This is a genomic window from Streptomyces lothianensis, from assembly GCF_047779955.1.
Taxonomy (GTDB): domain Bacteria; phylum Actinomycetota; class Actinomycetes; order Streptomycetales; family Streptomycetaceae; genus Streptomyces.
Map to the genome: position 1 here is coordinate 151,145 of NZ_JBLMKT010000078.1, position 25,446 is coordinate 176,590.

Here is a 25,446-nt window from a genome sequence, read left to right on the forward strand (position 1 = left end):
GAGCTGTATGGGATGTCCCCGACCGACTTCGACCCTACCCCTTGGGAGCCCTTCGGGTGACATCCAACGGGTCCGTACGAGTAAGGACGGCCCGCACCGGTTCGCCGGATACGGGCCGTCGTGGGCTCGGTCCCGGCTACGGTGCGTAGCCGGGAACAGGGGATCTCGACAAGGTGTCAGTGCCGGAGTGCGGCAAGCGCCTTGCCCATGATCTTGTCGCGTGCCTCCTGGCCTGGGACATGCTCCAGACCGAAGCCGAGAAGCACGGAGTCACGTGTGGTGACCGCCGCGTGGGAGCGGTAGAGCTCGCCGGTGCCCGACCAGTCGCCGGTGATGTTGGGGCTCCCGGCCGGCGCGGCCGAGACGGCCCAGCTGCCGAGCGAGGTCTCGAACCCCTCAGTCTCGGTGACGCTGCCGCCGATCACCACCTGGGCGTTGTCGGCGAAGACGCCGCGCAGCCCGAATCCGGGGTCGGTCACATAGCTGAGCGAGACCTCGACCTTCTTCCCCGCGTACGCGGAGAGGTCGAAGGCCACGGGCTGCCAGCCGTCCGAGGAACCGGTGAAGCTGTTCCACTCACCGCTGCTGCCGCCCGCCGTGCACGCGTTGCCGCTGCGGGTCAGGTAGCTGGTCAGGAACGGGTGGTCCCGCATGAAGAACCCGGCCCCGCACTCGGCGGGCACGGCCTGCGAGGTGTTCCCGTTCTCGTCGGGCAGCGTCGTCCAGTCGTCGCCGCCCGCCGTACGGGCTTCGAGCAGTGCGTGGTCGTAGGCGGGCTCGACGTTCCAGTTCAGGGCCAGCCTCAGCTCGGGCGTCTCGGCCGCGCTCACCCCGGTCAGGTCGATGGTCCGGGTCAGGCGCTGCCAGTCGCTGTCCCCGTGCAGCGCCGAGGCCATGCGCTCGCCCTCGTACGGTGCGTAGGGATTGGCGACGCCGGGGTACGAGCCCGCCGGGGCGCTGCGGAACTGCGGGAACTCCTCGGCGGGCAGCGAGTCCGAGGTGACCGTGTAGCGCCCCGCGCTGTCGAGCGGATTGCCCTCGGCGCCCGTGAGGGGCGTCCCGATACCGCTCAGGACCCCCTCGCCCTCGAAGCCGGCGGCGCCGGGTGCGGAGAGGCGTTCGTAGGCTCCGAGGTAGTACTGCGCGAAGTCGTTGGAGTTCGCGCGCCCGATCCGCACGTTGGCGCCCACGCGCTCACCGGCCGCGATCAGCCTGCCGCCCTCGTTGAGATACGCCCGCAGGGCGAGGGTGGTGGGCCCGCTGGGTGCCGGATCGCCCGTGTAGTGCACGACGGTGTCGAAGTGCGACAGGACGGCCAGCGGGTGCGGGGCGCCCTGTTCGGCCACGTCCCAGACGGTCGCACTGCGGCCGTTGGCGCGGAGCGCGTCCACGTACTTCTGCGCGTGCTGCTGCTCGACGCCTTCCTCGGCGACCACGAGAGTGGAGGCGCGGGGACGCTCGGCGACGGTGTACGTGAAGTGCTCGCTGGAGACCCGCTTGCCGCGCTTGGTGCGGCCGGTGTACCAGACCTCGACCTCGTCGCCCGGCCTCGCGTCCTCGATCTCGGCGCGGTACTCGTCGAAGTAGCGGTTGTCCTCGCCGCCGAAGACCTCGCCGCCGCGCCAGGCTTCGAGGTCCTCGTCGTGCGTGCGTCCGCCGTTGATCCGGTAGTTGAGCTCCTTGTGCCGCACCGACTTGCGGGCGACCACGGAGACCTCCTGGTCACCGCCGCGCGCGTACGAGGTGGAGAACGTGCCGGGGGTGAAGTCGGGCGCCTCGATGCCCACCGGCGAGGAGGGCCGGTCGGGGTGCATCGAGGACTCGGCCACGGCGAGGGCGAAGGGGATGTTCTTGGCGAACTCCTGCTGGATCAGCTCCTCGTCGTCCGGGAAGGTGAAGACGGACTCGCAGTCCTCGGGCCGCCATTCGTCGTCCGGGTCCTGCTCGGAGATGGTCTGGCAGGTGGACATCTCCGGGGTGAACATCGCCATGCCGTTGACGTTGCTCGCGTGGCCGTCGGCCTCACCGTTGGTGGTGTAGAGCTCGGAGGACACCTGCGGGCGGTAGCCGGGTACCGCGGGGTTGTCCGGGGTGCCGGCGAGCGCCTTGTAGAGCACGTCGTCGGGTGTGGGCGTGGCGACCTGCCAGCCCACTCCGTAGAGGATCAGCTGGGCGGCGGAGTGGTAGTTGATGCCGTACTGGAAGCCGATCCGCTTCTGGAACCGGTCGAGCGCCCTCGTCTCGGGCTCCGAGCCCGGGGAGGCGCCGCGGTAGGTCTCGCTGGACGGCCGGGGCGAGGAGCCCTCGTTGTCGTAGCCCCACTTGTAGGCGAAGTTGCGGTTGAGGTCGACGCCGTCGACGGCGGTGTGCTTGCCGTCCTTGTCGTTGTCCCGCATGTTCTTGCGCCACTGGCGGTTGCCGTCGGCGGCGTGTGTGTAGTCGTAGCCGTCGGGGTTGGCGGAGAGGACGAACCACAGCTCGGTCCGGTCGACGATCCGGGTGATCCGCGGGTCCTTGCCGTAGTTGTCGAGGTAGTGGTGCATGAGGCGGCGGGTCATCTCGGGGGTGATCCACTCGCGGGCGTGCTGGTTGGACAGGTACAGCGTGGCGGGTCTGGAGCCGTCACGGCGCCGGTCCGCGTTCTTGCTGATCTTCAGCGCGAGGATGTCCTCGCCCTTGACGGTCTTCCCGATCGAGATGACCTTCGTCAGCCGGTCGTGTGCCTGACCGGTCCTGACGATCTCCTCCTTGAGCCCGCCCTTGCCGCCGTACGGGCGGAAGACGCCGTCCCCGGCGGCCGCGAGCTTGCGCTGGGCCTTGGCGGAGACCTTGTGCTCGCGCATCTCGACGCCCTGGGCGCGCAGTTCGTCGGCCTGGCGTTCGGTCAGATACAGCTCGACGCTCGCCTTGCCCTTCCGCGAGGGCCGCTCGGCCAGTTCGTGTGCGTCCTGGCCCGCCGCGAGGAGCAGAGGCACCTGTTCCTCGGTGACATCGGCACGGAACACCTTGACGGCGTCCGCCGCGGCGGCGGGGTCCTCGGCCTTCGGCCCCTCCGCCTGGGCCGTGGGTGCTGCGGCGAGTAACCCGCCGGCCAGGAGTGCGGCGGCGGCGAGTACCGCGTTCGCTTTTCGTCTCATGAGCCCCCCTTGCTGTTGTCCGGCACATGTGTGCGTGGACGACAGGCTCATGACACTCCATGATCATGTCAATATGGCGTACCGAAGGGGGCGCGAGGGACATTCCCCTCGCGCCCTCTTCCACCGCGTACGGCCCCGACCTCGGCCGCGTGCGCTCTCGGCTTGGTCCGCCTGCGCTCCCGGCTTGGCCCGCCCGCGTTCCGGCGTCGTCCGCCTGCGTTCTCAGCCGGCCATGTTGTCGGCCATCTCCTCGGTCAGATTGGACTCCGTACCCGGAATGCCGAGGTCCGAGGCCCGCTTGTCGGCCATCGCGAGCAGCCGGCGGATCCGGCCCGCGACGGCGTCCTTGGTGAGCGGCGGGTCGGCGAGCGCCCCCAACTCCTCCAGGGAGGCCTGCTTGTGCTCCATGCGCAGCCGCCCGGCCGCCGCAAGGTGCTCGGGCACCTCGTCCTGGAGGATCTCCAGGGCGCGCTGCACCCGGGCACCGGCCGCGACGGCGGCCCGGGCCGAGCGGCGCAGATTCGCATCGTCGAAGTTGGCGAGGCGGTTGGCGGTGGCCCGGACCTCGCGGCGCATCCGCCGCTCCTCCCAGGCGAGCACCGACTCATGCGCACCGAGCCGGGTCAGCAGGGCCCCGATCGCATCGCCGTCGCGCACCACGACCCGGTCCACACCACGCACCTCGCGGGCCTTGCCCGCGATGGAGAGCCGGCGGGCCGCGCCCACAAGGGCGAGCGCCGCCTCGGGCCCCGGGCAGGTCACCTCGAGGGAGGAGGAGCGGCCGGGCTCGGTGAGCGAGCCGTGCGCGAGGAAGGCGCCGCGCCAGGCCGCCTCGGCGTCACAGGTCGCGCCGGAGACGACCTGCGGCGGCAGACCGCGGATCGGGCGTCCGCGGCCGTCGACCAGGCCGGTCTGCCGGGCCAGCTGATCGCCGCCGGCCACCACCCGTACGACGTAGCGCGAGCCGCGGCGCAGACCGCCTGCGGCCATCACCATCAGCTCCGAACTGTGCCCGAAGATCTCCAGGATGTCCTTCTTGAGGCGGCGCGCCGCCATCGCCGTGTCGAGCTCCGCCTCGATCACAATGCGGCCGCTGACCAGGTGAAGGCCGCCCGCGAACCGAAGAATCGCCGAGACCTCTGCCTTCCTGCAGCAGGTCCGGGTGACGGGGAGCCGGGAGATCTCATCCTTCACCGCTGCCGTCATCGCCATGGGCCGATCCTTCCATGCATCCGAAAAATACGGTCGTACGCGGCGGCCAGGAGCACCGGATCATGCTTGGCGGAACTCTCCTGCGAGGCCACCGGCGCCAGCTCGACCTCGGCTCCGAGACGCTTCGCAGCGTGCGTCAGAGATTCCGGGTCGGGCACGGCGGCCTGGTCGGCCAGCACCACGTCCAGGGCGAGTTTAGGGGCGTGTCGGGCCAAAACCTCCAAATGACGCTGCGGTGAGAAGCCATCGGTTTCACCGGGTTGCGGTGCCAGGTTGAGCGAGAGGACCCGCCGGGCCTTGGTCTCGACGAGCGCGTCGAGCAGTTCCGGCACCAGCAGGTGCGGGATCACGGAGGAGAACCAGGAGCCGGGACCGAGCACCACCCAGTCCGCGTCGAGCACCGCGGTGACCGCCTCGGGAACGGCCGGCGGGTCGGGCGGCACCAGGTGCACGGACTGCACCTCGCCCGGGGTCAGCGCCACCGTCGCCTGCCCGCGGACCGTCCCGACGGCATCGGGCTGCCCGGGGTCGTGTCCCTTGACTAGGGCCTGCAGCTCCAGCGGTACGGCGGACATCGGCAGCACCCGGCCGTGCGCGCCGAGCAGCCTGCCGACCAGGTCGAGCGCCTGGACATGGTCGCCCAGCTGCTCCCACAGGGCGACGATCAGGAGGTTGCCGACCGCATGGTCGTGCAGTTCGCCCTGCGACTGGAAACGGTGCTGGATGACCCGGGACCACGTCTGCCCCCAGTCGTCATCGCCGCACAGGGCCGCGAGGGCCTTGCGCAGATCGCCGGGCGGCAGTACGCCCAGCTCGTCGCGGAGCCGGCCGCTGGAGCCTCCGTCGTCGGCGACGGTGACCACGGCGGTCAGGTCGCCGGTGATCCGGCGCAGCGCGGCAAGCGAGGCGGACAGGCCCATGCCGCCGCCGAGCGCCACGACCTTCGGCTGGGCGCCGCGCTTGCGGCTCAGCCGGTTGAGCCGCCCCAGCCGGACCCGTTGTGCGGGAGGTCTCACTCGCGCCCCATGTCCCGGTGGACCACGACGGTCTCCACGCCCTCGGCCCCGAGCCGGGCGGCCAGCTTCTCGGACATCGCCACGGAGCGGTGCTTGCCGCCGGTGCAGCCGACCGCGATGGTCACATAGCGCTTGCCTTCGCGGCGGTAGCCGGCGGCGATCAGTTGGAGGAGCTCGGCGTAGCGGTCGAGGAACTCCTTGGCGCCGGGCTGGTTGAACACATAGCCCGAGACCTCCTCGTTCAGGCCGGTGAAGGGACGCAGCTCCGGAACCCAGTGCGGATTGGGCAGGAAGCGGCAGTCGACCACCAGGTCGGCGTCGACCGGCAGGCCGTACTTGTAGCCGAAGGACATGACCGTGGCCCGCAGCTCGGGCTCGTCCTCACCGGCGAACTGGGCGTCCATCTTGGCGCGCAGCTCGTGCACATTGAGGCTGGAGGTGTCGATCACCAGGTCGGCGTCGCCACGCAGCTCGCGCAGGAGCTCGCGTTCGGCGGCGATGCCGTCCACGATCCGGCCGTCGCCCTGCAGCGGGTGCGGGCGGCGCACGGATTCGAAACGGCGTACCAGGGCCTCGTCGGAGGACTCCAGGAAGACGATGCGGCGCGTGACGTCCTTCGCCTCCAGTTCCGCGAGGGACTGGCGCAGATTGTCGAAGAAGCGCCGGCCGCGTACGTCCACGACCACCGCGATCCGTGCGACATTGCCCTGCGAGCGGGCGCCCAGCTCCACCATGGTGGGAATCAGGGCGGGCGGCAGGTTGTCGACCACGAACCAGCCGAGGTCCTCCAGACACTTCGCGGCGGTGGAACGGCCCGCGCCCGACATGCCCGAGATGATCACCAGCTCGGGGATGACCGCTTCCGCTGCCTCCCCGGGCGGCATCGTGGTGCCCGTGTTGCCCGTACTCACCTGTACTCCATCGTCGTGCTCGGTCATCGGTACTGCCCCCGTCGGTCGGTCGTACGTGCTTCGCTATTCCATGATCTCCCCAGTCGCGGTGTTGACCGCGGGCGCGGCGGGCTCCGCCTGCGCGAAGGCCGCGAGAACGGCCTCGGCGGTCTTGCGCCCTATGCCGGGGACCTCACAGATCTGGTCAATTGTGGCGGATCGCAGCTTTTTCACCGAACCGAAGTGGGTGATGAGCGCTTGCTTACGTGTCTCGCCCAGGCCGGGCACGGCATCGAGCGGGCTGCTGCGGATCCGCTTGCCCCGCTTGCTGCGCTGGTACCGGATCGCGAAACGGTGCGCCTCGTCCCGTACCCGCTGCAGCAGATAGAGCCCTTCGCTGGTGCGCGGGAGGACCACCGGATCATCGTCGTCCGGCAGCCAGACCTCTTCGAGGCGCTTGGCGAGTCCGCAGACGGCGACATCGTCGATCCCGAGCTCGTCCATGGCCCGCTTGGCGGCGGCGACCTGCGGCTGTCCGCCGTCGACGACGACGAGCTGCGGCGGGTAGGCGAACTTCCTGGGGCGGCCGTCGTCCTCGGTCGGCCCGGACGCGGCGGGTCCGGTCGCGGCAGGACCGGCGTCCGGCTCGGTGCCGTCCGGAGCCCACTCCCCCGTGCGCTCCTTCTCGGCGAGGTAGCGCTTGAAGCGACGCGTGATCACCTCGTGCATCGAGCGGACATCGTCCTGTCCGTCGAAGCCCCTGATCTGGAAGCGCCGGTACTCGCTCTTGCGCGCGAGCCCGTCCTCGAAGACGACCATCGAGGCCACCACGTCATCGCCCTGCAGATGGGAGATGTCGAAGCACTCGATCCGCAGCGGTGCGCTGTCGAGGTCGAGCGCGGCGGCGATCTCCTCGAGCGCCCGCGAGCGGGTGGTCAGATCGGAGGCGCGCTTGGTCTTGTGCAGGACCAGGGACTGCTGTGCGTTGCGCTGGACCGTCTCCATCAGGGCCCGCTTGTCGCCACGCTGCGGGATGCGCAGGCTGACCTTCGCGCCGCGGCGCTCGGTCAGCCACTCGGTGACGGCCCCCTCGTCCTCGGGCAGGGCCGGGACGAGCACCTCCTTCGGTACTGCATCGCCGCGCTCCTCCCCGTACAGCTGCTGCAGCGCGTGCTCGACCAGGCCGGCACCGGTGACCGCCTCGACCTTGTCGGTGACCCAGCCCCGCTGGCCGCGGACGCGCCCGCCGCGTACGTGGAAGATCTGTACCGCCGCCTCCAGCTCGTCCTCGGCGAGGGCGATCAGGTCGGCATCGGTGGCGTCGGCGAGGACCACGGCGCTCTTCTCCATGGCGCGCCGGAGCGCCTCGATGTCATCGCGCAGCCGCGCGGCCCGCTCGTACTCCATCTCCTCGGCCGCCTGCTGCATGTCCTTCTCCAGCCTGCGGATGTACGCGCCCGTGCGCCCGGCCATGAAGTCGCAGAAGTCCTCGGCCAGTTCACGGTGGTCCTCGGCGTCGATCCGGCCGACACAGGGCGCCGAGCACTTGCCGATATAGCCGAGCAGACAGGGGCGGCCGGTGCGCTCGGCGTTCTTGAAGACGCCCGCCGAGCAGGTGCGGACGGGGAAAACGCGCAGCATCAGGTCGACGGTCTCGCGGATCGCCCAGGCATGTCCGTACGGACCGAAGTAGCGCACACCCTTCTTCTTGGCACCGCGCATCACCTGGACCCGCGGATACTCCTCGTTCAGCGTGACCGCGAGATACGGGTAGCTCTTGTCGTCGCGGTACTTGACGTTGAACCGGGGGTCGAACTCCTTGATCCAGCTGTACTCCAGCTGCAGCGCCTCGACCTCGGTGGCCACGACCGTCCACTCGACGGAGGCCGCGGTGGTGACCATCGTGGCCGTACGCGGATGCAGGCTCGCGAGCGGCTGGAAGTAGTTCGCGAGCCGCTGGCGCAGGGATTTGGCCTTGCCGACGTAGATCACCCGGCGGTGCTCGTCGCGGAATTTGTAGACCCCCGGGGAGTCGGGGATCTGTCCCGGCTTGGGGCGGTAGCTGGAGGGGTCGGCCATGGGATCCACCCTACTGGCGGGCTGTGACAACCCGGAGCGGGCCGGGGCGGCTCCGGGAGGGTCAGTGGGACTCCAGAAAGGCGAGAACCGCGAGGACGCGGCGGTGGTCGTCGGCGGCCTCCGGGAGCCGGAGCTTGCTCATGATCGAGCGGACGTGCTTCTCCACGGTTCCCTCGGTGACCCAGAGGCGTCGCCCTATCCCCGCGTTGGACCGGCCCTCCGCCATCAGTTCGAGCACCTCCCGCTCGCGCGCGCTCAGCAGCGCGAGCGGATCGTCGCGACGCTGGGCGGCTACCAGTTCCTGCACCAGGGACGGGTCGACCACCGAGCCTCCCTTGGCGATCCGGTCGAGGGTCTCCAGGAACTCGTCGACGTCCGTGATCCGGCTCTTGAGCAGATACCCGATGCGCCGGCCGCCGGCGAGCAGCGCGAGGGCGTCCTCCACCTCCACGTACGCCGAGAGCACGAGGATGCCGGTCGCGGGGAACTTCTCCCGGATGACGGCGGCCGCCTTGAGCCCCTCCGTGGAGTGCTCCGGCGGCATCCGGATGTCGACGACCGCGAGTTCCGGGCGGTGCTCGGCGACCAGGGCGACAAGCGCCTCGCCGTCGCCCGCCTGCCCGGCAACCGCGTAGCCGACGCGTTCGCACAGGCTCGCGAGGCCCTCGCGCAGCAGGACGTCGTCGTCGGCGAGTACCACCCGCCCCTTCGGTGTGCTCCGTGACCTGTGCATGGCTGTGCTCTGCGCCTCGTTCATGGCTGTGCTCCGTGACCTTTCCACGGCCAGTCCCCTCCGTCGGCGGCGTACGCCGGACCGTCCGCTGCCAGCCTGCCCGACCAGGGGCTCTTCCTGCTAGCCGGAAGAACCCGGAGGTGCTGGCGGTAACCGGTCATGGGGGTGTGCCTGAACCGGAGTTGGGGGTCTGCCAGGACGACACCGCGGGCCGCGGCAGCCATCATTGAGCTCTCGGGAGAAACCCGGAACGTACGGGGCGCCGCGGTGATGCAGGCGGCAGTCACGGAGCGAACGCAGTCGGCGGTGGTCGGTCCGTGGCTGCACCGCCCGGCAGCCCCCGCGCACCCGTACGTGCCCCCTCCCCCCGATGCGCCGGGCGGCGCCCCCGTCCGTCCGGCTCACGGCCCCCGGCAGACGCATCAATCGGAGTCCAGGACCCCCCGTCTGGGCCCCGCGCGTCCGCCGGGCGGCCGACCTCCGGCGGCCGCGTCCACATCCTGGCCCGCGTCCGCGTCCTTGCCCGCACCCCCGCCCGCGCCCGTGCCCCCGCCCGCGCCCAGGCCCATCCCCGAGCCCAGGCCCTTGTCCTTGGCTCGGGCTCCTTCCGTCTCCCCATCCCCGTCCACGTCCACGTCCCCGTCCGTACGCGGCGCGGGAATCCGTACCTGCAGGGAAGTCCCCTCCCCCGCCCGGCTGTTGAGGTGCAGTGCGCCGCCGATCGCCTCGACGCGGTCGGCGAGGCCCATGAGTCCGGAGCCGCGCGCCGGTTCCGCGCCGCCCACCCCGTCGTCGGAGATGGCCAGCTCAACGGCGTCCTCGGCCCGCCGCACCCGTACGGTCACGAACTCGGCACGGGCGTGCTTCGCGGTGTTGGCGAGCGCCTCGGAGACCACGTAGTACGCGGCGACCTCGACCGGTTCCGGCAGCCGGGCGCGCGGGATCCGCAGATCGAGCTCCACGGGAACGGCCGAGCGGCGGGCCAGTGCGCGCAGCGCGGGTCCGAGACCGCCCTTGGACAGGATGGCGGGATGGATGCCGCGCGAGAGGCGCTGGAGTTCGTCGAAGGTGCTCTGCAGGCCGTCGCCGATCCGTTCCAGGTGGTCGAGGAGTTCCTCCGAGCCGGCCGGGGCGAGCGCTTCGGCGGTCCGCAGCTCCAGTTGCAGCGAGACGAGGCGCTGCTGCACCCCGTCGTGCAGATCGCGTTCGATCCGGCGGCGTGAGGCATCCGCCGCGGCCACCACGCGGGCGCGGGAGGCGGCGAGCTGCGCCCGGCTGTCGGCGTTGGCAATGGCGCTGGAGATCAGTTCGGTGAACGCGGCGAGCCGTTGCTCGGTGCCCGGCGGCAGCTCCTGCCCCGGCGGGCAGGAGGCGGCGACGGCGCCCCACAGCATGCCTTCGACGACGATGGGCGCACAGGCCGCGCCCGCCCTGCTGACCGGCTCGCCCGTGCGTGCCACCTCGGCCACGGCGGGTGCCTCGTGCAGCGCGCGGTCCGTGGCCCCGGTGCCGCCGAGTGCGGTGACGCTTCCGTCCGACTCGTACCGTACGACCGCAGCGGAAGCGGTCTCCAGGAGCAGGCCCACCTCGTGCGCCACCTCGCCGAACAACCGGGGTGGCGGCACGCCCTGCGCGACGAGGGTGGCGACCCGGTGCAGCGCGCTCTGCTCGCCCTGCACCCGTCGCCGCTCGGTGACATCGCGGGCAGCGGCGTGGATCAGGCCCTTCTCGGGGACGGGGCGCGCGTTCCACTGCAGCCAGCAGGAGCTGCCGTCGGCGCGCAGATAGCGGTTCTCGAACCGGAGCACCTCCCGGCCCTGCGAGAGCTGGCCGAGGGCCTCGCGGGTGCGCTCGCGGTCCTCCGCCACGACCAGTTCCATGAACGGGCGCCCGAGGAGCACCTCGGGCGCGTGCCCGAGCACCTCCTCGAAGGCGGGGTTGACCCGGCGGAAGTATCCCTCCAGATCGGCGATGCAGAGCAGGTCTGCGGAGAGCGTGAACAGGTTGTCGACCTCGTGCTCGGCCTCCTGGCGGCGGCCCTGCAGGCGGTTGAAGGAGGCCATGGTGCCGTTCAGACCGTCGAGCAGCTGTGCCCAGATCCCTTCGAACTCGGCCGAGTCCGTCCGGTGACCGAGCCGGTTGCCGTCGATGGCCTCCGTCATCGCCCGGGTCTGTGCGGTGAGCCGTTCGACGGTGCCGCGCAGCCGGCGGAAGGCATCGGCCAGGGTGCCGATCTCGTCCTGGCCCCGGTGCCGTATGTCATACGAGAGATCGCCGGCCGCCAATGCCTGCGCGCCGTCGGCGACTTCGGCCAGCCGGCGGACGACGGAGCGGCGCATGGCCAGCGCGAAGGCGGTGACGACGGCGACCAGGACCAGGAAGAGTGCCAGATCACGCCAGGCCCTGGCCTTGGCGGACCGGACACCTTCGGCGGCGGAGGCACGCAGCTCCTCCTCGGCGGCACGGGTGACGGTCCGCAGCCCGTCCATCCGGGTCGAGGCGGCCTGCGCCCAGCGTTCCGGCGAAGGATACGGGCCGGACGCGCCCTGAGCGATGCGGTCGCGCACCTCCTGCACCTCGGCCGATCCGGCGCGCGAGAGGGCCTGCCTGAGACGGGACCTGAGCTGCGGGGAGGCGGTGCGCCGGAAGGTGTCGAGGCGGGCGCCTTCCAGGGCAGGCAGGCTGCTTGCCGCCGGGGCGGGTCTGCTGCCGGGCTCGGCGAACAGGATGAACAGCTCGGCCCGCTCGGCGCCTGCGGCCTCGGTGGCCTGGATCATCGAGAGATGAGCAGTTGCCGTCGGATGTGAGGCGGCGTCGAGCTCGCGCGCCTCGACCAGTGCCACCAGGTCCACGACGTCCATCACCAGGGCGCCGAAGCCCGCGGCGGTGGAGTCGACGGTGACGGCGCGGTCGTCGTGGTTGCGGCGCAGGTCCTTCAGGCTCCGGCCGATGGCATCGGTCCGTTCCGTGAAGCGCCCGCCCTCCTCCGCCGCCGAGCGGGTGGCCTCGGCGAGTGCGGCGACGGTGTCGCGGCGGGCCTCGGCCAGGCCCTGTTCGGCCTGCGGGCCCGGCCTGAGGCGGTCGGACACGGTGGCCAGGCGTTCCTCGGCGAGCGCGTCAGCGAGAGCACCGGCGGCGAAGGACACCCGGGTGGCACGGTCGAAGTCCTGCAGTCGGCCCGCCTCACGCCACTGGCCCGTGGCGGAGACGACGGTGAGGGCGAGCAGAACTCCGACCGGCAGGAGGGCGAGGAGGAGCAGCTTGGTGCCGACATGCAGGCGGGCGAATACGGGAGTGGCGGGGGCCGCCCGGTCCCCTGCCGCCTGGTCCCCTGCCGCGCGCTCCTGTGCACGGGGCTCACCTGCGCCGCGCTCCTGTCCGCCGCGCTCTCGGGACCTTCGCACCCACCGCTCACGCACTGCCATGGCACCCCCGGGCCATCACGCCTCCCGTGCCGCCGACGGACGACGGCCGCTTCGGGCAGCTTCATGCTAGTGCCGCGTCGGGGAACCTTTGCCCGTCAAGGAGCGGCGTCCGGTGCGTGCTCTCCGGGGGTACCCCCTGCTCGAAGAGCTTGGGGGAGTGCGGGCCGGAAGTCCTCGTACTGGCCGTACTCGGGCTCTCGGCCCGTGCGGCGAAGGGGGCACCTCCCTGCTCGAACGAAGTTGAGAGCTTGGGGGAACGTGCCGGGCGTCGCGACGGGGCAAAGGTTCCCTGACGCGGCACCGGAGGGTGCCGAGGGGTGGATACCGGGTAGCCGGGTCGCGTACCGGCCCGTGGGACGGCTATGTGCAGGGAGCACCGATGTGGCATCCGACTCTGCGTGCGGCGCGCATGGTCGAAGCGGTCGACGGGCAGCGGGCAAGATTCCGGCTAGCAGGAAGGCGGGCGGGGGCACGGCCTTGGCACGCTGTGCGCATGGCGCTGCGCTGTCTCCTCGTGGACGACAACGCCCGTTTCCTCGAAGCCGCGAAGGCGCTGCTCGAGCGGGGTGGGGCGAACGTGGTCGCTCTCGCCGGTACGGGCATCGACGCGCTCGCCTGGGCCAGGGAGCTGCGGCCCGATGTAGCGCTGCTCGACATCGACCTCGACGGCGAGAGCGGATTCGAGGTCGCCGAGCTGCTCGCCGGGGTCGTCCCCCACCTGATCATGATCTCGACCCATGCCGCGGAGGACTTCGAGGAGCTCATCGCGGAGAGCCCTGCGCTCGGCCTGCTGCCGAAGTCCCGCCTCTCGGCACAGGCCGTGGACGAGATGCTGGGGGTGGGGGGCTAGGGGGTGGGGGGCTAGGGGGGTCGGCGGGGCGTGCCGGGATCGCGCGGGTCTGCGCAACCCTCGCGCAGGACGGGTGATACGTGCCGGTATCGTCGACCGGGTCACTCGTACCTCCTGAGCTGTGGAGACCCCATGTCCGGCAAGGCCACCGCCCGTCGTACCGTCCTCAAGGGCGCCGCCCTCGCAGGGACGGCCGGGCTCGGTGCCGCGGCCTGCTCCACGGACTCCGACCTCGGCCATGCGCAGAACCCCACGCCGACCGCTCCGGTCGACCTGGGCGACGCCTCGGCCGTGCCCGTGGGCACCTCGAAGCTCTACCGCGAGCAGCGCCTCATCGTGACCTGCGCCAAGGACGGCACGTACTCGGCGCTGAGCGCCCAGTGCACCCACGCCGGCTGTGTGCTCGACAAGGTCGAGGGCGACGAAGGCCACTGTCCCTGCCACGGCAGCCGCTTCAGCACCACCAACGGCGCCGCGATCGTGGGCCCCGCCTCGGTCCCGCTGGCGAAGGTCCCGGTGCGGGTCGAGAACGGCAAGCTGATCGCGGGCCCGAAGGTCTAGGTGTATTGCCCTGTGAGGTTGGGGACGCGGCTGGGAACCTTTGCCCGTCAAGAGTCCGATGGCGGCATGATCCGCCGGACACCCTGGGGCAGAGGTCCGGGGCGGGGCCCCGGACCCCTGCTCACGCCTTCCGCGCCCGGGTCGTCTTCTTCGCAGCCCCGGCCTTCGCCGAAACGGCCTTCTTCGTCGGTGCCTTCGCCGCCGAGACGGCCTTCTTGGCCGCCGTCTTGCGCGCGGCCGGCTTCCGCGCCCCCGGCACTGCGGCCTCGCTGATCCGCTCGGCCTCCAGCATGTTCGCCAGGAACTTCCCGGTGTGGCTGGACGGCACGCCGGCCACCTGCTCCGGCGTACCCTCGGCGATCACCAGACCGCCCCCGGAGCCTCCCTCGGGCCCCATGTCGACCAGCCAGTCCGCGGTTTTGATGACATCGAGGTTGTGCTCGATGACGATGACCGTGTTGCCCTTGTCGACCAGTCCCGAGAGCACCGAGATCAGCTTGCTGATGTCCTCGAAGTGCAGACCGGTGGTCGGCTCGTCGAGCACGTACACCGTTCGGCCCGTCGACCGCTTCTGCAGCTCGGAAGCGAGCTTCACCCTCTGGGCCTCACCGCCGGAGAGCGTCGGCGCCGACTGGCCGAGGCGGACGTATCCGAGACCGACCTCGTCGAGGGTCCGCAGGTGGCGGGCGATGGTCGGTACCGCCTCGAAAAAGTCGAGCGCCTCCTCGATCGGCATGTCGAGGACCTCGGCGATGGACTTGCCCTTGTAGTGGACCTCCAGCGTCTCGCGGTTGTAGCGCGCCCCGTGGCAGACCTCGCAGGGGACGTAGACATCCGGCAGGAAGTTCATCTCGATCTTGATCGTGCCGTCGCCCGAGCAGTTCTCGCAGCGGCCGCCCTTGACATTGAACGAGAAGCGCCCGGGCAGATAGCCGCGCACCTTCGCCTCGGTGGTCTCCGCGAACAGCTTGCGGATGTTGTCGAAGACGCCCGTGTACGTGGCGGGGTTGGAGCGCGGTGTGCGCCCGATGGGCGACTGGTCGACGTGCACGACCTTGTCCACGAGGTCATCTCCCTCGACCCGGGTGTGCCGGCCGGGAACGGACCTCGCCCCGTTCATCTCGCGCGCGAGGTGCGTGTACAGGATGTCGTTGACCAGCGTCGACTTGCCCGAGCCCGAGACACCGGTGACCGCGGTGAGCACACCGAGCGGGAAGGCCACGTCGATGTCCTGCAGGTTGTTCTCGCGGGCGCCGTGCACCACCAGCTGCCGGGCCGGGTCCACCGGTCGGCGGACGCCGGGCACCGGGATGGACCTCTTGCCCGAGAGGTACTTGCCGGTCATCGAGGACTCGTTGCCGAGCAGCTCGGCGAGGGGGCCGCTGTGCACGACCTTGCCGCCGTGCTCACCGGCGCCCGGGCCGATGTCGACGACCCAGTCGGCGACCTTGATGGTGTCCTCGTCGTGCTCGACGACGATCAGCGTGTTGCCCATGTCGCGCAGCCGCACGAGCGTCTCGATCAGCCGATGGTTGTCACGCTGGTGCAGACCGATGGACGGCTCGTCCAGGACGTAGAGCACCCCAACGAGGCCCGATCCGATCTGGGTGGCGAGGCGGATGCGCTGGGCCTCACCACCGGAGAGGGTTCCCGCCGCGCGGTTCAGGGAGAGGTAGTCCAGGCCCACGTCCACCAGGAAGCGCAGCCGCTCGTTGACCTCCTTGAGGACCCGCTCGGCGATCTTCTTGTCCCGGGCGTTGAGCTTCAGCCGGCCCAGGAACTCCGCGCAGTCGGCGATCGACATCGCGGAGACCTCGGCGATGGACTTGTCCATCACGGTGACCGCGAGAACGATCGGCTTCAGGCGCGTGCCCTGACAGGTCGGGCAGGGCACCTCGCGCATGTAGCCCTCGAAGCGCTCGCGGCTCGCATCGCTCTCGGCCTCGGAATGCCTGCGCTTGACGAAGGGCACCGCGCCCTCGAAGGCCGTGGTGTACACCCGCTCGCGTCCGTAGCGGTTGCGGTAGCGCACCTCGATCTGGGTCTTGTGCCCGAAGAGCAGGGCCTTTCTGGCGCGCTGCGGCAGGGCGGCGAACGGGACGTCGGTGCTGAAGCTCAGCGCGTCGGCGAGCGCGCCGGTGAGGCGGCCGAAGTACTCCTTGTTGTGGCCGTGCGACCAGGGGTGGATCGCTCCCTCGTCGACGGACTTGTCCTCGTCGGGCACGATCAGCTCGGGGTCCACCTCCATCCGCGTGCCGATGCCGGTGCAGTCGGGGCAGGCACCGAACGGCGAGTTGAACGAGAAGGAACGCGGCTCGAGCTCCTCGAACGACAGGTCGTCGTAGGGGCAGTAGAGGTGCTCCGAGTACATCCGCTCGCGCTCGGGGTCGCCCTCGGGGAGGTCGACGAAGTCGAGGACGACCATGCCTCCGGAGAGTCCGAGCGCGGTCTCCACCGAGTCGGTGAGCCGGCGCTTGGCGCTGTCCTTCACGGTGAGGCGGTCGACGACCACCTCGATGGTGTGCTTCTCCTGCTTCTTGAGCGCGGGCGGCTCGGAGAGCTGGATGGTGGCACCGTCGACCCGGGCCCGGCTGTAGCCCTTGGTCTGCAGGTCGGAGAAGAGGTCGACGAACTCGCCCTTGCGCTCGCGCACCAGCGGCGAGAGCACCTGGAAGCGGCTGCCCTCGGGGAGCGCGAGGACCTTGTCGACGATGGCCTGCGGCGACTGCCGCGAGATCGGCCTGCGGCACTCTGGACAGTGCGGCTTGCCGATGCGCGCGAAGAGCAGGCGGAGGTAGTCGTAGACCTCGGTGATCGTGCCGACCGTGGAACGCGGGTTGCGCGAGGTCGACTTCTGGTCGATGGAAACCGCCGGGGACAGGCCCTCGATGAAGTCGACATCGGGCTTGTCCATCTGTCCTAGGAACTGCCGCGCGTACGACGACAGCGACTCGACATAACGGCGCTGGCCCTCGGCGAAGATCGTGTCGAACGCGAGCGAGGACTTGCCGGAGCCGGACAGGCCGGTGAACACGATGAGGGAGTCGCGCGGGAGGTCGAGCGAGACGTTCTTCAGATTGTGCTCGCGCGCGCCACGGACGATGAGACGGTCGGCCACGCCGGTCCGCACCTTTCTTGATGGGAGAGCGGGGGCGGGGCCCCGCTTCTCAGACTACGAGGGCCGCCTCAGCAATGGACTGCCAATGGCAATTGGACTGCTTATCACTGGGACAGCCGGACTTGCGATGAAGGCCGGACTTCCAAGGATGCCTCGACCGAGCCTATAGCACGTGCATTCGATTTGCGGTCATGGTCCACCACCTTCACCCGAAGGAGTGGCGGGACTATCGTCAGTGCCATGCCTTCAGCGAATGATCACGCCCATGACCTGCAGCTCGTACGGGAAGCGACGGAGCGCCTGCTGACCGCGACGGCCAAGCTGGACAACGCCGCTCTCGCCGGAGCGTCACGCCTTCCGGGGTGGACCCGTGGTCATGTGCTGGCGCATGTCTCCCGCAATGCCGACGCGCTGGTGAACGTCCTGGCCGGCCGCCCCATGTACGTCAGCGCCGAGGCGCGCGATGCGGACATCGAGCGGGACGCGCCGCGTCCGCTCGAGGCCCAGCTCGACGATCTGCGCAACAGCGCCGCCCGGTTCGTGGCCCAGGCCGCGCAACCCGCCGACTGGTCGCGCAGCGTGGAGCTGCGCAACGGGGTCATGGACCGGGCCTCCCGGATCCCGTTCCGGCGCCTCATCGAGGTGGAACTGCACCATGTCGATCTCGGGATCGGCTATGAACTCGAGGATCTGTCCGCCGAGTTCACCGAACGCGAGATCGCCTTCCTCACGGGCCGCTTCTCCGGCAATCCGGCGGTCCCGCGGATCGCCGTCACGGCGAACGACGGACGGCAGTGGAGCACCGGGGGTGCGGACGGCGACCAGGTCTCCGTGATCGGCCCGGCGCCCGCGCTGCTCGGCTGGCTGGCCGGCCGGCGGGCCGGAACCGAGCTGGACTGCGACGCCGCCCTGCTGCCCGTACTGCCCGCGCTGTAGCCCGCCGCTCCGTCCGGCCCGCATCCACGCCGGCGCCCACACGCCGCCCACCGGGCGGGGGTCCCGTGATCCCTGGGGGTCACGGGACCCGCTCGGTACGCTGAGCCCATGACGTACAGCGGAGCGGTGACAGTCGGCGGGCCTGCGGATGTGCATGAACTGGCGGACCTGATGATCTCCAAGGTCGCGGTCGGCCCCATGAACAACAACGCCTATCTGCTGCGCTGCCGGGCCACCGGCGAGCAGCTGCTGATCGACGCGGCCGACGAGGCCGAAACCTTGCTGAAGCTCATCGGCGACGACGGCATCGCCTCGCTCGTGACCACCCACCGGCACGGCGACCACTGGCAGGCGCTGCGCGAGGTGGTGGACGCGACCGGGGCCCGCACCTACGCGGGGGCGCACGACGCCGAGGGCATCCCGGTGCCGACCGATGTGCTCGTGGAGGACGGCGACACGATCCGCGTGGGCCGGGTCGAGCTCACCGCACGCCATCTCGTCGGCCACACCCCCGGGTCGATCGCGCTGATCTTCGACGATCCGCACGGCCACCCCCACGTGTTCACCGGCGACTGCCTCTTCCCGGGTGGCGTGGGCAACACCTGGAAGGACCCGGAGGCCTTCGCCAGCCTCATCGACGACGTCGAGAGCAAGATCTTCGACGTACTGCCGGACGAGACCTGGGTCTATCCCGGACATGGCGACGACACCACTCTGGGTGCCGAGCGCCCGCAGCTGCCCGAGTGGCGCCGCCGCGGCTGGTGATGCCGCGGCGGCGGAGGTGGCGGGCCCGGGGCGGGGCTTCGGTCCACGTTCGCAGGTGTCCATGCCCCGATCGTGACACCCGCCACTGACAATCGGGCTTCGCCGCAGGTCAGCGAGGTCAGGAGTCGATACCGGCCTTCTCCCCCGACTCGGTCCCGGGCTTCTGGGCCGTGCCCTTCGCCTCGGCCGCGGCCTCCTTCTTCGAGGCCATGAGGCTGGTGACCGTCGTGATGATCAGTACGCCGCAGATGACGCCGAGGGAGACCGGGATCGAGATCTCCGGCACCGGAACGCCACTCTCGTGCAGCGCGCGCAGCACCAGCTTCACGCCGATGAAGCCGAGGATCACGGAGAGGCCGTACGAGAGGTGTACCAGCTTCTCGAGCAGGCCGCCGATCAGGAAGTACAGCTGCCGCAGCCCCATCAGCGCGAAGGCGTTGGCGGTGAAGACGATGTACGGGTCCTGGGTCAGACCGAAGATCGCCGGGATCGAGTCCATGGCGAAGAGGATGTCGGTCATGCCGATCGCCAGCATGACGACGAGGAGCGGCGTCATGACCTTCTTGCCGTGCCGGACCACGAAGAGCTTCGTGTCGTGGTACCGGTCCGCGACGCCGAACTTCCGCTCGATCGCCTTGAGGATCCTGTTCTCCTCCCAGTCGTCCTCCTCCTCATCGGTCCGCGCCTCCTGGACGAGCTTCCAGGCGGTGTAGATCAGGAACGCGCCGAAGAGGTAGAAGACCCAGGAGAAGCTGGCGATGATCGCGGCACCGGCGGCGATGAAGACGGCCCGCAGGACCAGGGCGACCAGCACACCGATGAGCAGGACGCGCTGCTGGAGGTGGGACGGCACCGCGAACTTCGCCATGATCAGGATGAAGACGAAGAGGTTGTCGACGCTGAGCGACTTCTCGGTGATGTAGCCCGCGAAGAACTCGCCCGCCGCCTGGCCGTTGCCCCGGACCAGGAGGCCGAGGCCGAAGAGCGCGGCCAGCACGATCCAGACGACGGTCCAGATCCCGGCTTCCTTGATGGACACCTCATGGGGCTTGCGCCCGATGAAGAAGTCGACGGCGATCAGGGCACACAGACCCACAATCGTGAGGACCCACAGGGTCAGGGAAACATCCACTGCGCCTCCGGCAGTACGTAACGGCACGATTCCAGCGTCGTCGCTGCCGGAGGTCTCCTCCACCCGGGGCTCTCACCTCTCGGTCGGGCCGGCGCCCCGGGGCCCTTGTGGGTCCGTATTGACGGGATCGCCGCAGTCGGGAGTACTCCCCTCCGCGGGAGGAAGACTACCGAAAAACCCAAGAGAAGGTAAAGCCAAAAGTAAAAGCAACACCAAGTATGCAGGTCAGGGGCCGATGGAAAGGGCAAGGAACGGCAAAGGCCTCCCCTGAGCCAGGGGAGGCCTCCACGCATACGTCACCGGTACGGTCCCGTCAGCGACCCCACTCGCGCCGCGCCTGCGCCACCTGTCCGAGTACCTGCTGGAGCACCGCGCTGCCGGCCGGCAGGAGGGCGGGCTGGTACGTCCAGGCGTGCCCGATCCACGGATCGGCGAGGTGGTCGTCCGGCACCGGCGTGAGCCGCAGCAGCGAGCGCCACAGCGGGTCGAGCACCGGACCGTAGGCGGAGGCCTCCTCACGGTCGGCCACGAGCATCAGGTGCACGCCGACCGCCGGGCCCTCGTCGGCGAGGTAGCGCAGCTGGGTCACCGCACGGTCGTCGAAACCGTGCGGGAAGTCGTTGACGATGAGCAGTTGCTCGGCGGTGTCCAGGTCCGGCGGCAAGGAGTCCGCGGCCCCGCCGCGCACGGCCATCTGCACGAGCTCGACCCGCTTGGTCAGCCGGGCCAGGACCTCGCTCACGCCGGCCGCGCCGTACCCGGGCGGATGGGGCAGCACACCGGACTGCAGCAGCGGTGCGAGCGAAGCTGCCGCGCTGCCGCCCGCGTCGATCGCGTGCACGGTGAAGTCGCCCGGCGGGTAGACGGCGAGCAGCCGCGCTGCATGTGCGACCGCCGTGTCCATCGCGAGGCGGTGCAGCTCTGTGCTGTCGTGGAAGGTGACGCTCCCGGACGAGGACCGGCCGCTGTCGATCCACAGCCCGCGTTCCAGGGGCAGTCGCATGAGCAGCGGGATCCGGACATCGGCGCTCTCCGGCAGATGCAGATCGCCCAGGCGCAGCGCCATGGGGATCTCCATCGGCGGGCGGTACGCGTGCCACACCGGATTGTCCCAGGCGGCGAAGGCCGGTGGCAGCGCAGGTTCCACCACCTCGGCCTCGGCCCTGAGCTGGGCGAGGTCCCGGTCGAGCACCTCACGTGCCTGGTCGACGAGCGCGGCCTGCTTCGCCCGCGCGGCCTCCCGGGCCGCATCACCGGTCCTGCCGATGCGGCTACGCGGATCGGAGAGGACCTTGTCCAGTTCCTGTTCCATCCGGGACTCCGCGAAGTCCACGGCGCTGCGGTAGGCGGCGGTGGTGCGGGCCAGGTCCTCGAACATGCCCCAGACCTGGTTGTACAGGCGCTCCTCCATCGACCAGCCGGTCGCGTCCCCGGCCACGGGCTGCGCGGGCTGCCCCGGCGGGGCGGGCGGCGCGGTGGGGGGCGGGGGCGGCGGGGCGGCCGGGGCCGGACGGCGGCCCGGGTGCGAGTAGTTGATGCCGCCGGATGCGGGCGGCTCCGAGGGTGCGGAGGGACTGCCGGTGGCGGGCTGCTGCGGCGTGGTGGGCCGCTGCGGTGTGGCGGCCGACTGTGGGCTCGGTTGCGCGCCGGGGGTCGCCGATGCGCCGCTGCCGCCCGTCGGTGAACCGCCGTGCCCCTCCCCCGGACCGGCGGCGCCCGCGGTGCGCCGTACCCGGTCGCCCTCGGTCGTACGGGGTGGCGGCGCCGCGACCGAGCGGGCCATCCCGCGTGCCACCGCGTCGAGTATCTGCGTGGCGATCACTCGTGACTGAGCGAGGCCCTGGTCGGCGAGCATCTCGGCGAGCCCGCCCGCATAACCCTGGCCGACGGCGCGTATCTTCCAGGCCGCGTTTCTGCGGTACAGCTCCAGGGCCACGACGGCCGATTCGGGGTCGAGATCGGTGATCGTGTAGCTGGCGATCTCTGCGCCGTCGAGTCCGGTGACCGCCACGAAGGGCGCGGCGACCGCGCCGAAGCGCACCGGTCCGCCGACGCCGACGGGCAGCGCGAGCAGCACGTTGACCCGGTCCACCGCCTCCGGCAGCGCCTCCAGGTCCACGGCGAGACGGTGGTCGGCCGCGGCCTGCTGGGAGACTTCGAGCCCCGGCAGCTGCGGCGATCCGGGGTGGGCGATCCACTCGGCACCGCGCACCTTGCCCTCTGCGTCGCTGAGCGTGGCACCGGCCACGATCGGCTTGCCCGCGGACACCCGGATCTCCAGACGGGTTTGAGGCAGGGGTGCGTTCTGCCCCCGCACCAGCTCGACCGTCATGGTGTAGGTCCCCCTCGTCGCTGCGTTCAGCCGCCGGGGCGCTGTGCCGCCCGCCGCGTGGCTCGTCTACGTGCTGCGCGGACACCACGGCTCCCGGTGGCCGTCGGGGCCGGTCCGGGAGCCGCGTACCGCGCAGGTACTGAAGGTGTGTGCCGTGCTCTCGGTACTCAGAGGCTCGGCAGGATCGCCGGCATCAGGTCCTGGAACGTGCGGCCGTTGGCCGGCTGGCCGAGCGCCGTCATCGTCCAACCGCCGCCCGCGCGGTGCACCTTCGCCATGATCTGGGCGGTGTACTGGCCGCCGCCGTCGAGCGTGTAGCGCGCCATCTCCTGGCCGTTGGTCTCGTCGACCAGGCGGCAGAACGCGTTCTGCACCTCCTGGAAGGTCTGGCCGGTGAACGAGTTGACCGTGAACACGATCTGGTCGATGTGCACCGGGACGCGCGCGAGGTCGACGAGGATGGCCTCGTCGTCGCCGCCCTGACCGGCGCCGCCGACCAGGTTGTCGCCGGTGTGGCGCACCGAGCCGTCGTCACTGACCAGGTGGCGGAAGAACACCACGTCGACCGGCTGCTTGTCGGCGAAGAGCACCGCCGAGGCGTCCAGGTCGATCTCCCGCGTACGGGAACCGAACAGGCCGCGGCGCGGGGCCGCCTGCCAGCCGAGGCCCATGCGCACCGCGGTCAGCGTGCCCCCGTCGCTCTTCTCCAGGCTGATGGCCTGACCCTTGGTCATGTTGACCGTCACGCGCTGTCCCCTCTCATCGCCGAACTCGTCCCCGCCCGCCGCCTGTGCGCGCGGTTGTTCCGAACCCTACGCAGTGGGACCGACAAGCCCACCCCCGGGCCTCGGCTTTGTGTCGGTCTTGCAACACTCGCGGCCCGCGCCCTGAGGCTCCAGCCGCCAACTGGGCGATTTGCCCGTGCTGGGCTCGGCGCCCGGTACGGGAAGCCGTTGTCGCCTCGGTCCCGCCCGGAAGCCGTTGCCGGGCCGTGCCCAAGCAGCGCTGTTCAGGACAGCCCTGCCTCCCGCATCTGCCGGAGTTCCTTCTTCATCTCCGAGACCTCGTCGCGCAGCCGCGCCGCGATCTCGAACTGCAGGTCGGCCGCCGCCGCGCGCATCCGCTCCGTCAGCTCCTCGATCTGCTCGGCGAGTTCGGCCGCGGGACGGTCGGTGGGTGTGGCCGGCTCGCCCTTCCGCGCCTTGCCCTTGGCCGCCTTGGCCGGGGCCGCCGCCTTGTCGCCGGTCTCCTTCGTCCGCAGCGAAGGCACTGGCGCCTTGGCTCCCTTGCCGTCCTTCTGGCCCTTGCGGTAACCACTGCCGAGCAGCTGTTCGGTGTCGACTTCCTCGCGGGCGATGGTCGCGACGATGTCGTTGATCTTCTTGCGAAGCGGCTGCGGGTCGATGCCCCGCTCCTTGTTGTACGCGATCTGCTTGACGCGGCGGCGGTTGGTCTCCTCGATGGCCTTCTCCATCGCCGGCGTGATCTTGTCCGCGTACATATGCACCTGGCCGGAGACATTGCGCGCCGCGCGGCCGATGGTCTGGATCAGCGAGGTGCCCGAGCGCAGGAAGCCTTCCTTGTCCGCGTCGAGGATCGCGACCAGGGAGACCTCGGGCAGGTCGAGGCCCTCGCGCAGCAGATTGATGCCGACGAGGACGTCGAACTCGCCGGCCCGCAGCTCCCGGAGCAGCTCGACGCGGCGCAGGGTGTCGACATCGCTGTGCAGATAGCGGACCTGGATGCCCAGTTCCAGGAAGTAGTCGGTGAGGTCCTCGGCCATCTTCTTGGTGAGCGTGGTGACCAGGACGCGCTCGTCCTTCTCGGTGCGCTGCCGGATCTCGTGCACCAGATCGTCGATCTGCCCTTCGGTGGGCTTGACCACGACCTCCGGGTCGACGAGACCGGTGGGGCGGATGATCTGCTCGACGAAGCCGTCGCCGCGCGAGAGCTCGTAGGCGCCCGGGGTCGCCGACAGGTAGACGGTCTGCCCGATGCGCTCCTTGAACTCCTCCCATTTCAGCGGCCGGTTGTCGAGCGCGGACGGCAGCCGGAAGCCGTGGTCGACGAGGGTCCGCTTGCGGGAGGCGTCACCCTCGTACATCGCGCCGATCTGCGGCACGGTGACATGCGATTCGTCGAGGACGAGGAGGAAGTCGTCCGGGAAGTAGTCGAGCAGGGTGTGCGGCGGCGTTCCGGGTTCGCGGCCGTCGAAGTGCATCGAGTAGTTCTCCACGCCGGAGCAGGAGCCGATCTGGCGGAGCATCTCGATGTCGTACGTGGTGCGCATGCGCAGCCGCTGGGCCTCCAGCATCTTGCCCTGCTTCTCCAGCTCGGCGAGGCGCTGTTCCAGCTCCTTCTCGATGTCGCCCACCGCACGCTCCATGCGCTCGGGGCCCGCCACGTAGTGGGTGGCGGGGAAGACGTGGAGCTCCTGGTCGTCGCTGATGACCTCGCCGGTGACCGGGTGCAGGGTGGAGAGCGCCTCGATCTCGTCTCCGAACATCTCGATCCGTACGGCGAGCTCCTCGTAGACCGGGAAGATCTCGATGGTGTCGCCGCGGACCCGGAAGGTGCCGCGGGTGAACGCCACGTCATTGCGCGTGTACTGGATCTCGACGAAGCGGCGCAGGAGCTGGTCGCGGTCGATCTCGTCGCCGACCTCGAGACGGACCATGCGGTCCACGTACTCCTGCGGGGTGCCGAGACCGTAGATGCAGGAGACCGAGGCGACCACGACGACATCGCGGCGGGTGAGCAGCGAGTTGGTGGCGGAGTGGCGCAGGCGCTCCACCTCCTCGTTGATCGAGGAGTCCTTCTCGATGTAGGTGTCCGACTGCGGGACGTACGCCTCGGGCTGGTAGTAGTCGTAGTACGAGACGAAGTACTCCACCGCGTTGTTCGGCAGGAGCTCGCGGAACTCGTTGGCCAGCTGGGCCGCGAGGGTCTTGTTGGGCGCCATCACGAGGGTGGGGCGCTGGAGCTTTTCGATCATCCAGGCCGTGGTGGCCGATTTGCCGGTGCCGGTCGCACCGAGCAGGACGACATCCCTCTCGCCCGCGCGAATGCGCCGGTCCAGCTCGGCGATGGCCGCGGGCTGGTCGCCGCTGGGCCGGTAGGGGCTGACGACCTCGAAGGGCCGTTCCCTGCGCTGGATGTTCTGGATCGTGGTCTCGGGCCGCATGCAACCACCGTACGACCCGGTACTGACATTTAGCTTTGCCCGTAGCTCTCCGGGATCTTCGGGGGCTGCGTAGGGT

At 70.4% G+C, this 25,446-nt stretch carries 16 protein-coding genes; 4 read left to right on the forward strand and 12 right to left on the reverse strand.

All coding sequences use genetic code 11. From position 1 onward, the window contains the following. Positions 1–176 precede the first annotated feature (176 nt). From ACLF6P_RS28575 to ACLF6P_RS28605, 7 genes are all read right to left on the reverse strand, one after another. Positions 177–3,137, reverse strand: a complete 2,961-nt coding sequence (locus tag ACLF6P_RS28575) for a M14 family metallopeptidase (RefSeq protein WP_415954267.1) — start codon at positions 3,135–3,137, stop codon at positions 177–179. Positions 3,138–3,359: 222 nt separating this feature from the next. Then, the gene (whiA, locus tag ACLF6P_RS28580) at positions 3,360–4,349 is read right to left on the reverse strand and encodes a DNA-binding protein WhiA (protein WP_415954269.1); all 990 of its coding nucleotides are present in this window, start codon (positions 4,347–4,349) and stop codon (positions 3,360–3,362) included. Beyond that, complete coding sequence (locus ACLF6P_RS28585) at positions 4,340–5,365, reverse strand: gluconeogenesis factor YvcK family protein (protein ID WP_415954270.1); 1,026 nt, start codon at positions 5,363–5,365, stop codon at positions 4,340–4,342. Before ACLF6P_RS28585 ends, whiA begins: the two co-directional genes overlap by 10 nt. Continuing rightward, on the reverse strand, positions 5,362–6,303 hold the full coding sequence (rapZ, locus tag ACLF6P_RS28590) for an RNase adapter RapZ (RefSeq protein ID WP_415954272.1): 942 nt from the start codon (positions 6,301–6,303) through the stop codon (positions 5,362–5,364). The genes ACLF6P_RS28585 and rapZ overlap by 4 nt, the downstream gene beginning before the upstream one ends. Before the next feature lie 36 nt (positions 6,304–6,339). Then, the gene (uvrC, locus tag ACLF6P_RS28595) at positions 6,340–8,334 is read right to left on the reverse strand and encodes an excinuclease ABC subunit UvrC (protein WP_415954274.1); all 1,995 of its coding nucleotides are present in this window, start codon (positions 8,332–8,334) and stop codon (positions 6,340–6,342) included. A 61-nt stretch (positions 8,335–8,395) separates the two neighbouring features. Next, positions 8,396–9,091, reverse strand: coding sequence for a response regulator (locus tag ACLF6P_RS28600; RefSeq protein ID WP_415954276.1), 696 nt, complete (start codon positions 9,089–9,091; stop codon positions 8,396–8,398). A gap of 398 nt (positions 9,092–9,489) precedes the next feature. Beyond that, positions 9,490–12,471 (reverse strand): nitrate- and nitrite sensing domain-containing protein, encoded by a 2,982-nt coding sequence (locus ACLF6P_RS28605; RefSeq protein ID WP_415954278.1) that lies wholly within the window; start codon positions 12,469–12,471, stop codon positions 9,490–9,492. A 514-nt stretch (positions 12,472–12,985) separates the two neighbouring features. Here ACLF6P_RS28605 and ACLF6P_RS28610 point away from each other — a divergent pair. Together ACLF6P_RS28610 and ACLF6P_RS28615 are read left to right on the forward strand one after the other, a co-directional pair. Further along, complete coding sequence (locus ACLF6P_RS28610) at positions 12,986–13,342, forward strand: LytR/AlgR family response regulator transcription factor (protein ID WP_415954280.1); 357 nt, start codon at positions 12,986–12,988, stop codon at positions 13,340–13,342. Between the two features lie 132 nt (positions 13,343–13,474). Continuing rightward, the gene (locus ACLF6P_RS28615) at positions 13,475–13,903 is read left to right on the forward strand and encodes a Rieske (2Fe-2S) protein (RefSeq protein ID WP_415954281.1); all 429 of its coding nucleotides are present in this window, start codon (positions 13,475–13,477) and stop codon (positions 13,901–13,903) included. 121 nt (positions 13,904–14,024) lie between these two features. On the opposite strand, the gene uvrA is transcribed toward ACLF6P_RS28615, so the two are convergent. Continuing rightward, positions 14,025–17,021, reverse strand: a complete 2,997-nt coding sequence (gene uvrA, locus ACLF6P_RS28620) for an excinuclease ABC subunit UvrA (protein ID WP_415954283.1) — start codon at positions 17,019–17,021, stop codon at positions 14,025–14,027. 240 nt (positions 17,022–17,261) lie between these two features. Between uvrA and ACLF6P_RS28625 the strand changes: the two genes are divergently transcribed. Then, positions 17,262–17,957 (forward strand): maleylpyruvate isomerase family mycothiol-dependent enzyme, encoded by a 696-nt coding sequence (locus ACLF6P_RS28625; RefSeq protein ID WP_415954285.1) that lies wholly within the window; start codon positions 17,262–17,264, stop codon positions 17,955–17,957. A 108-nt stretch (positions 17,958–18,065) separates the two neighbouring features. Then, positions 18,066–18,722, forward strand: coding sequence for an MBL fold metallo-hydrolase (locus ACLF6P_RS28630; protein WP_415954286.1), 657 nt, complete (start codon positions 18,066–18,068; stop codon positions 18,720–18,722). 118 nt (positions 18,723–18,840) lie between these two features. Here ACLF6P_RS28630 and ACLF6P_RS28635 read toward each other — a convergent pair whose 3' ends face one another. The 4 genes from ACLF6P_RS28635 to uvrB all read right to left on the reverse strand — a co-directional run bounded on the left by ACLF6P_RS28635 (position 18,841) and on the right by uvrB (position 25,370). After that, positions 18,841–19,854, reverse strand: coding sequence for a TerC/Alx family metal homeostasis membrane protein (locus tag ACLF6P_RS28635; RefSeq protein ID WP_415954288.1), 1,014 nt, complete (start codon positions 19,852–19,854; stop codon positions 18,841–18,843). Between the two features lie 313 nt (positions 19,855–20,167). Further along, positions 20,168–22,186: a TerD family protein gene (locus tag ACLF6P_RS28640; protein WP_415954290.1), complete on the reverse strand. Its 2,019-nt coding sequence runs from the start codon at positions 22,184–22,186 to the stop codon at positions 20,168–20,170. A gap of 167 nt (positions 22,187–22,353) precedes the next feature. Then, positions 22,354–22,932: a TerD family protein gene (locus ACLF6P_RS28645; protein ID WP_415954292.1), complete on the reverse strand. Its 579-nt coding sequence runs from the start codon at positions 22,930–22,932 to the stop codon at positions 22,354–22,356. A 263-nt stretch (positions 22,933–23,195) separates the two neighbouring features. Beyond that, the gene (uvrB, locus tag ACLF6P_RS28650; RefSeq protein WP_415954293.1) at positions 23,196–25,370 is read right to left on the reverse strand and encodes an excinuclease ABC subunit UvrB; all 2,175 of its coding nucleotides are present in this window, start codon (positions 25,368–25,370) and stop codon (positions 23,196–23,198) included. Between the last annotated feature and the right edge of the window lie 76 nt (positions 25,371–25,446).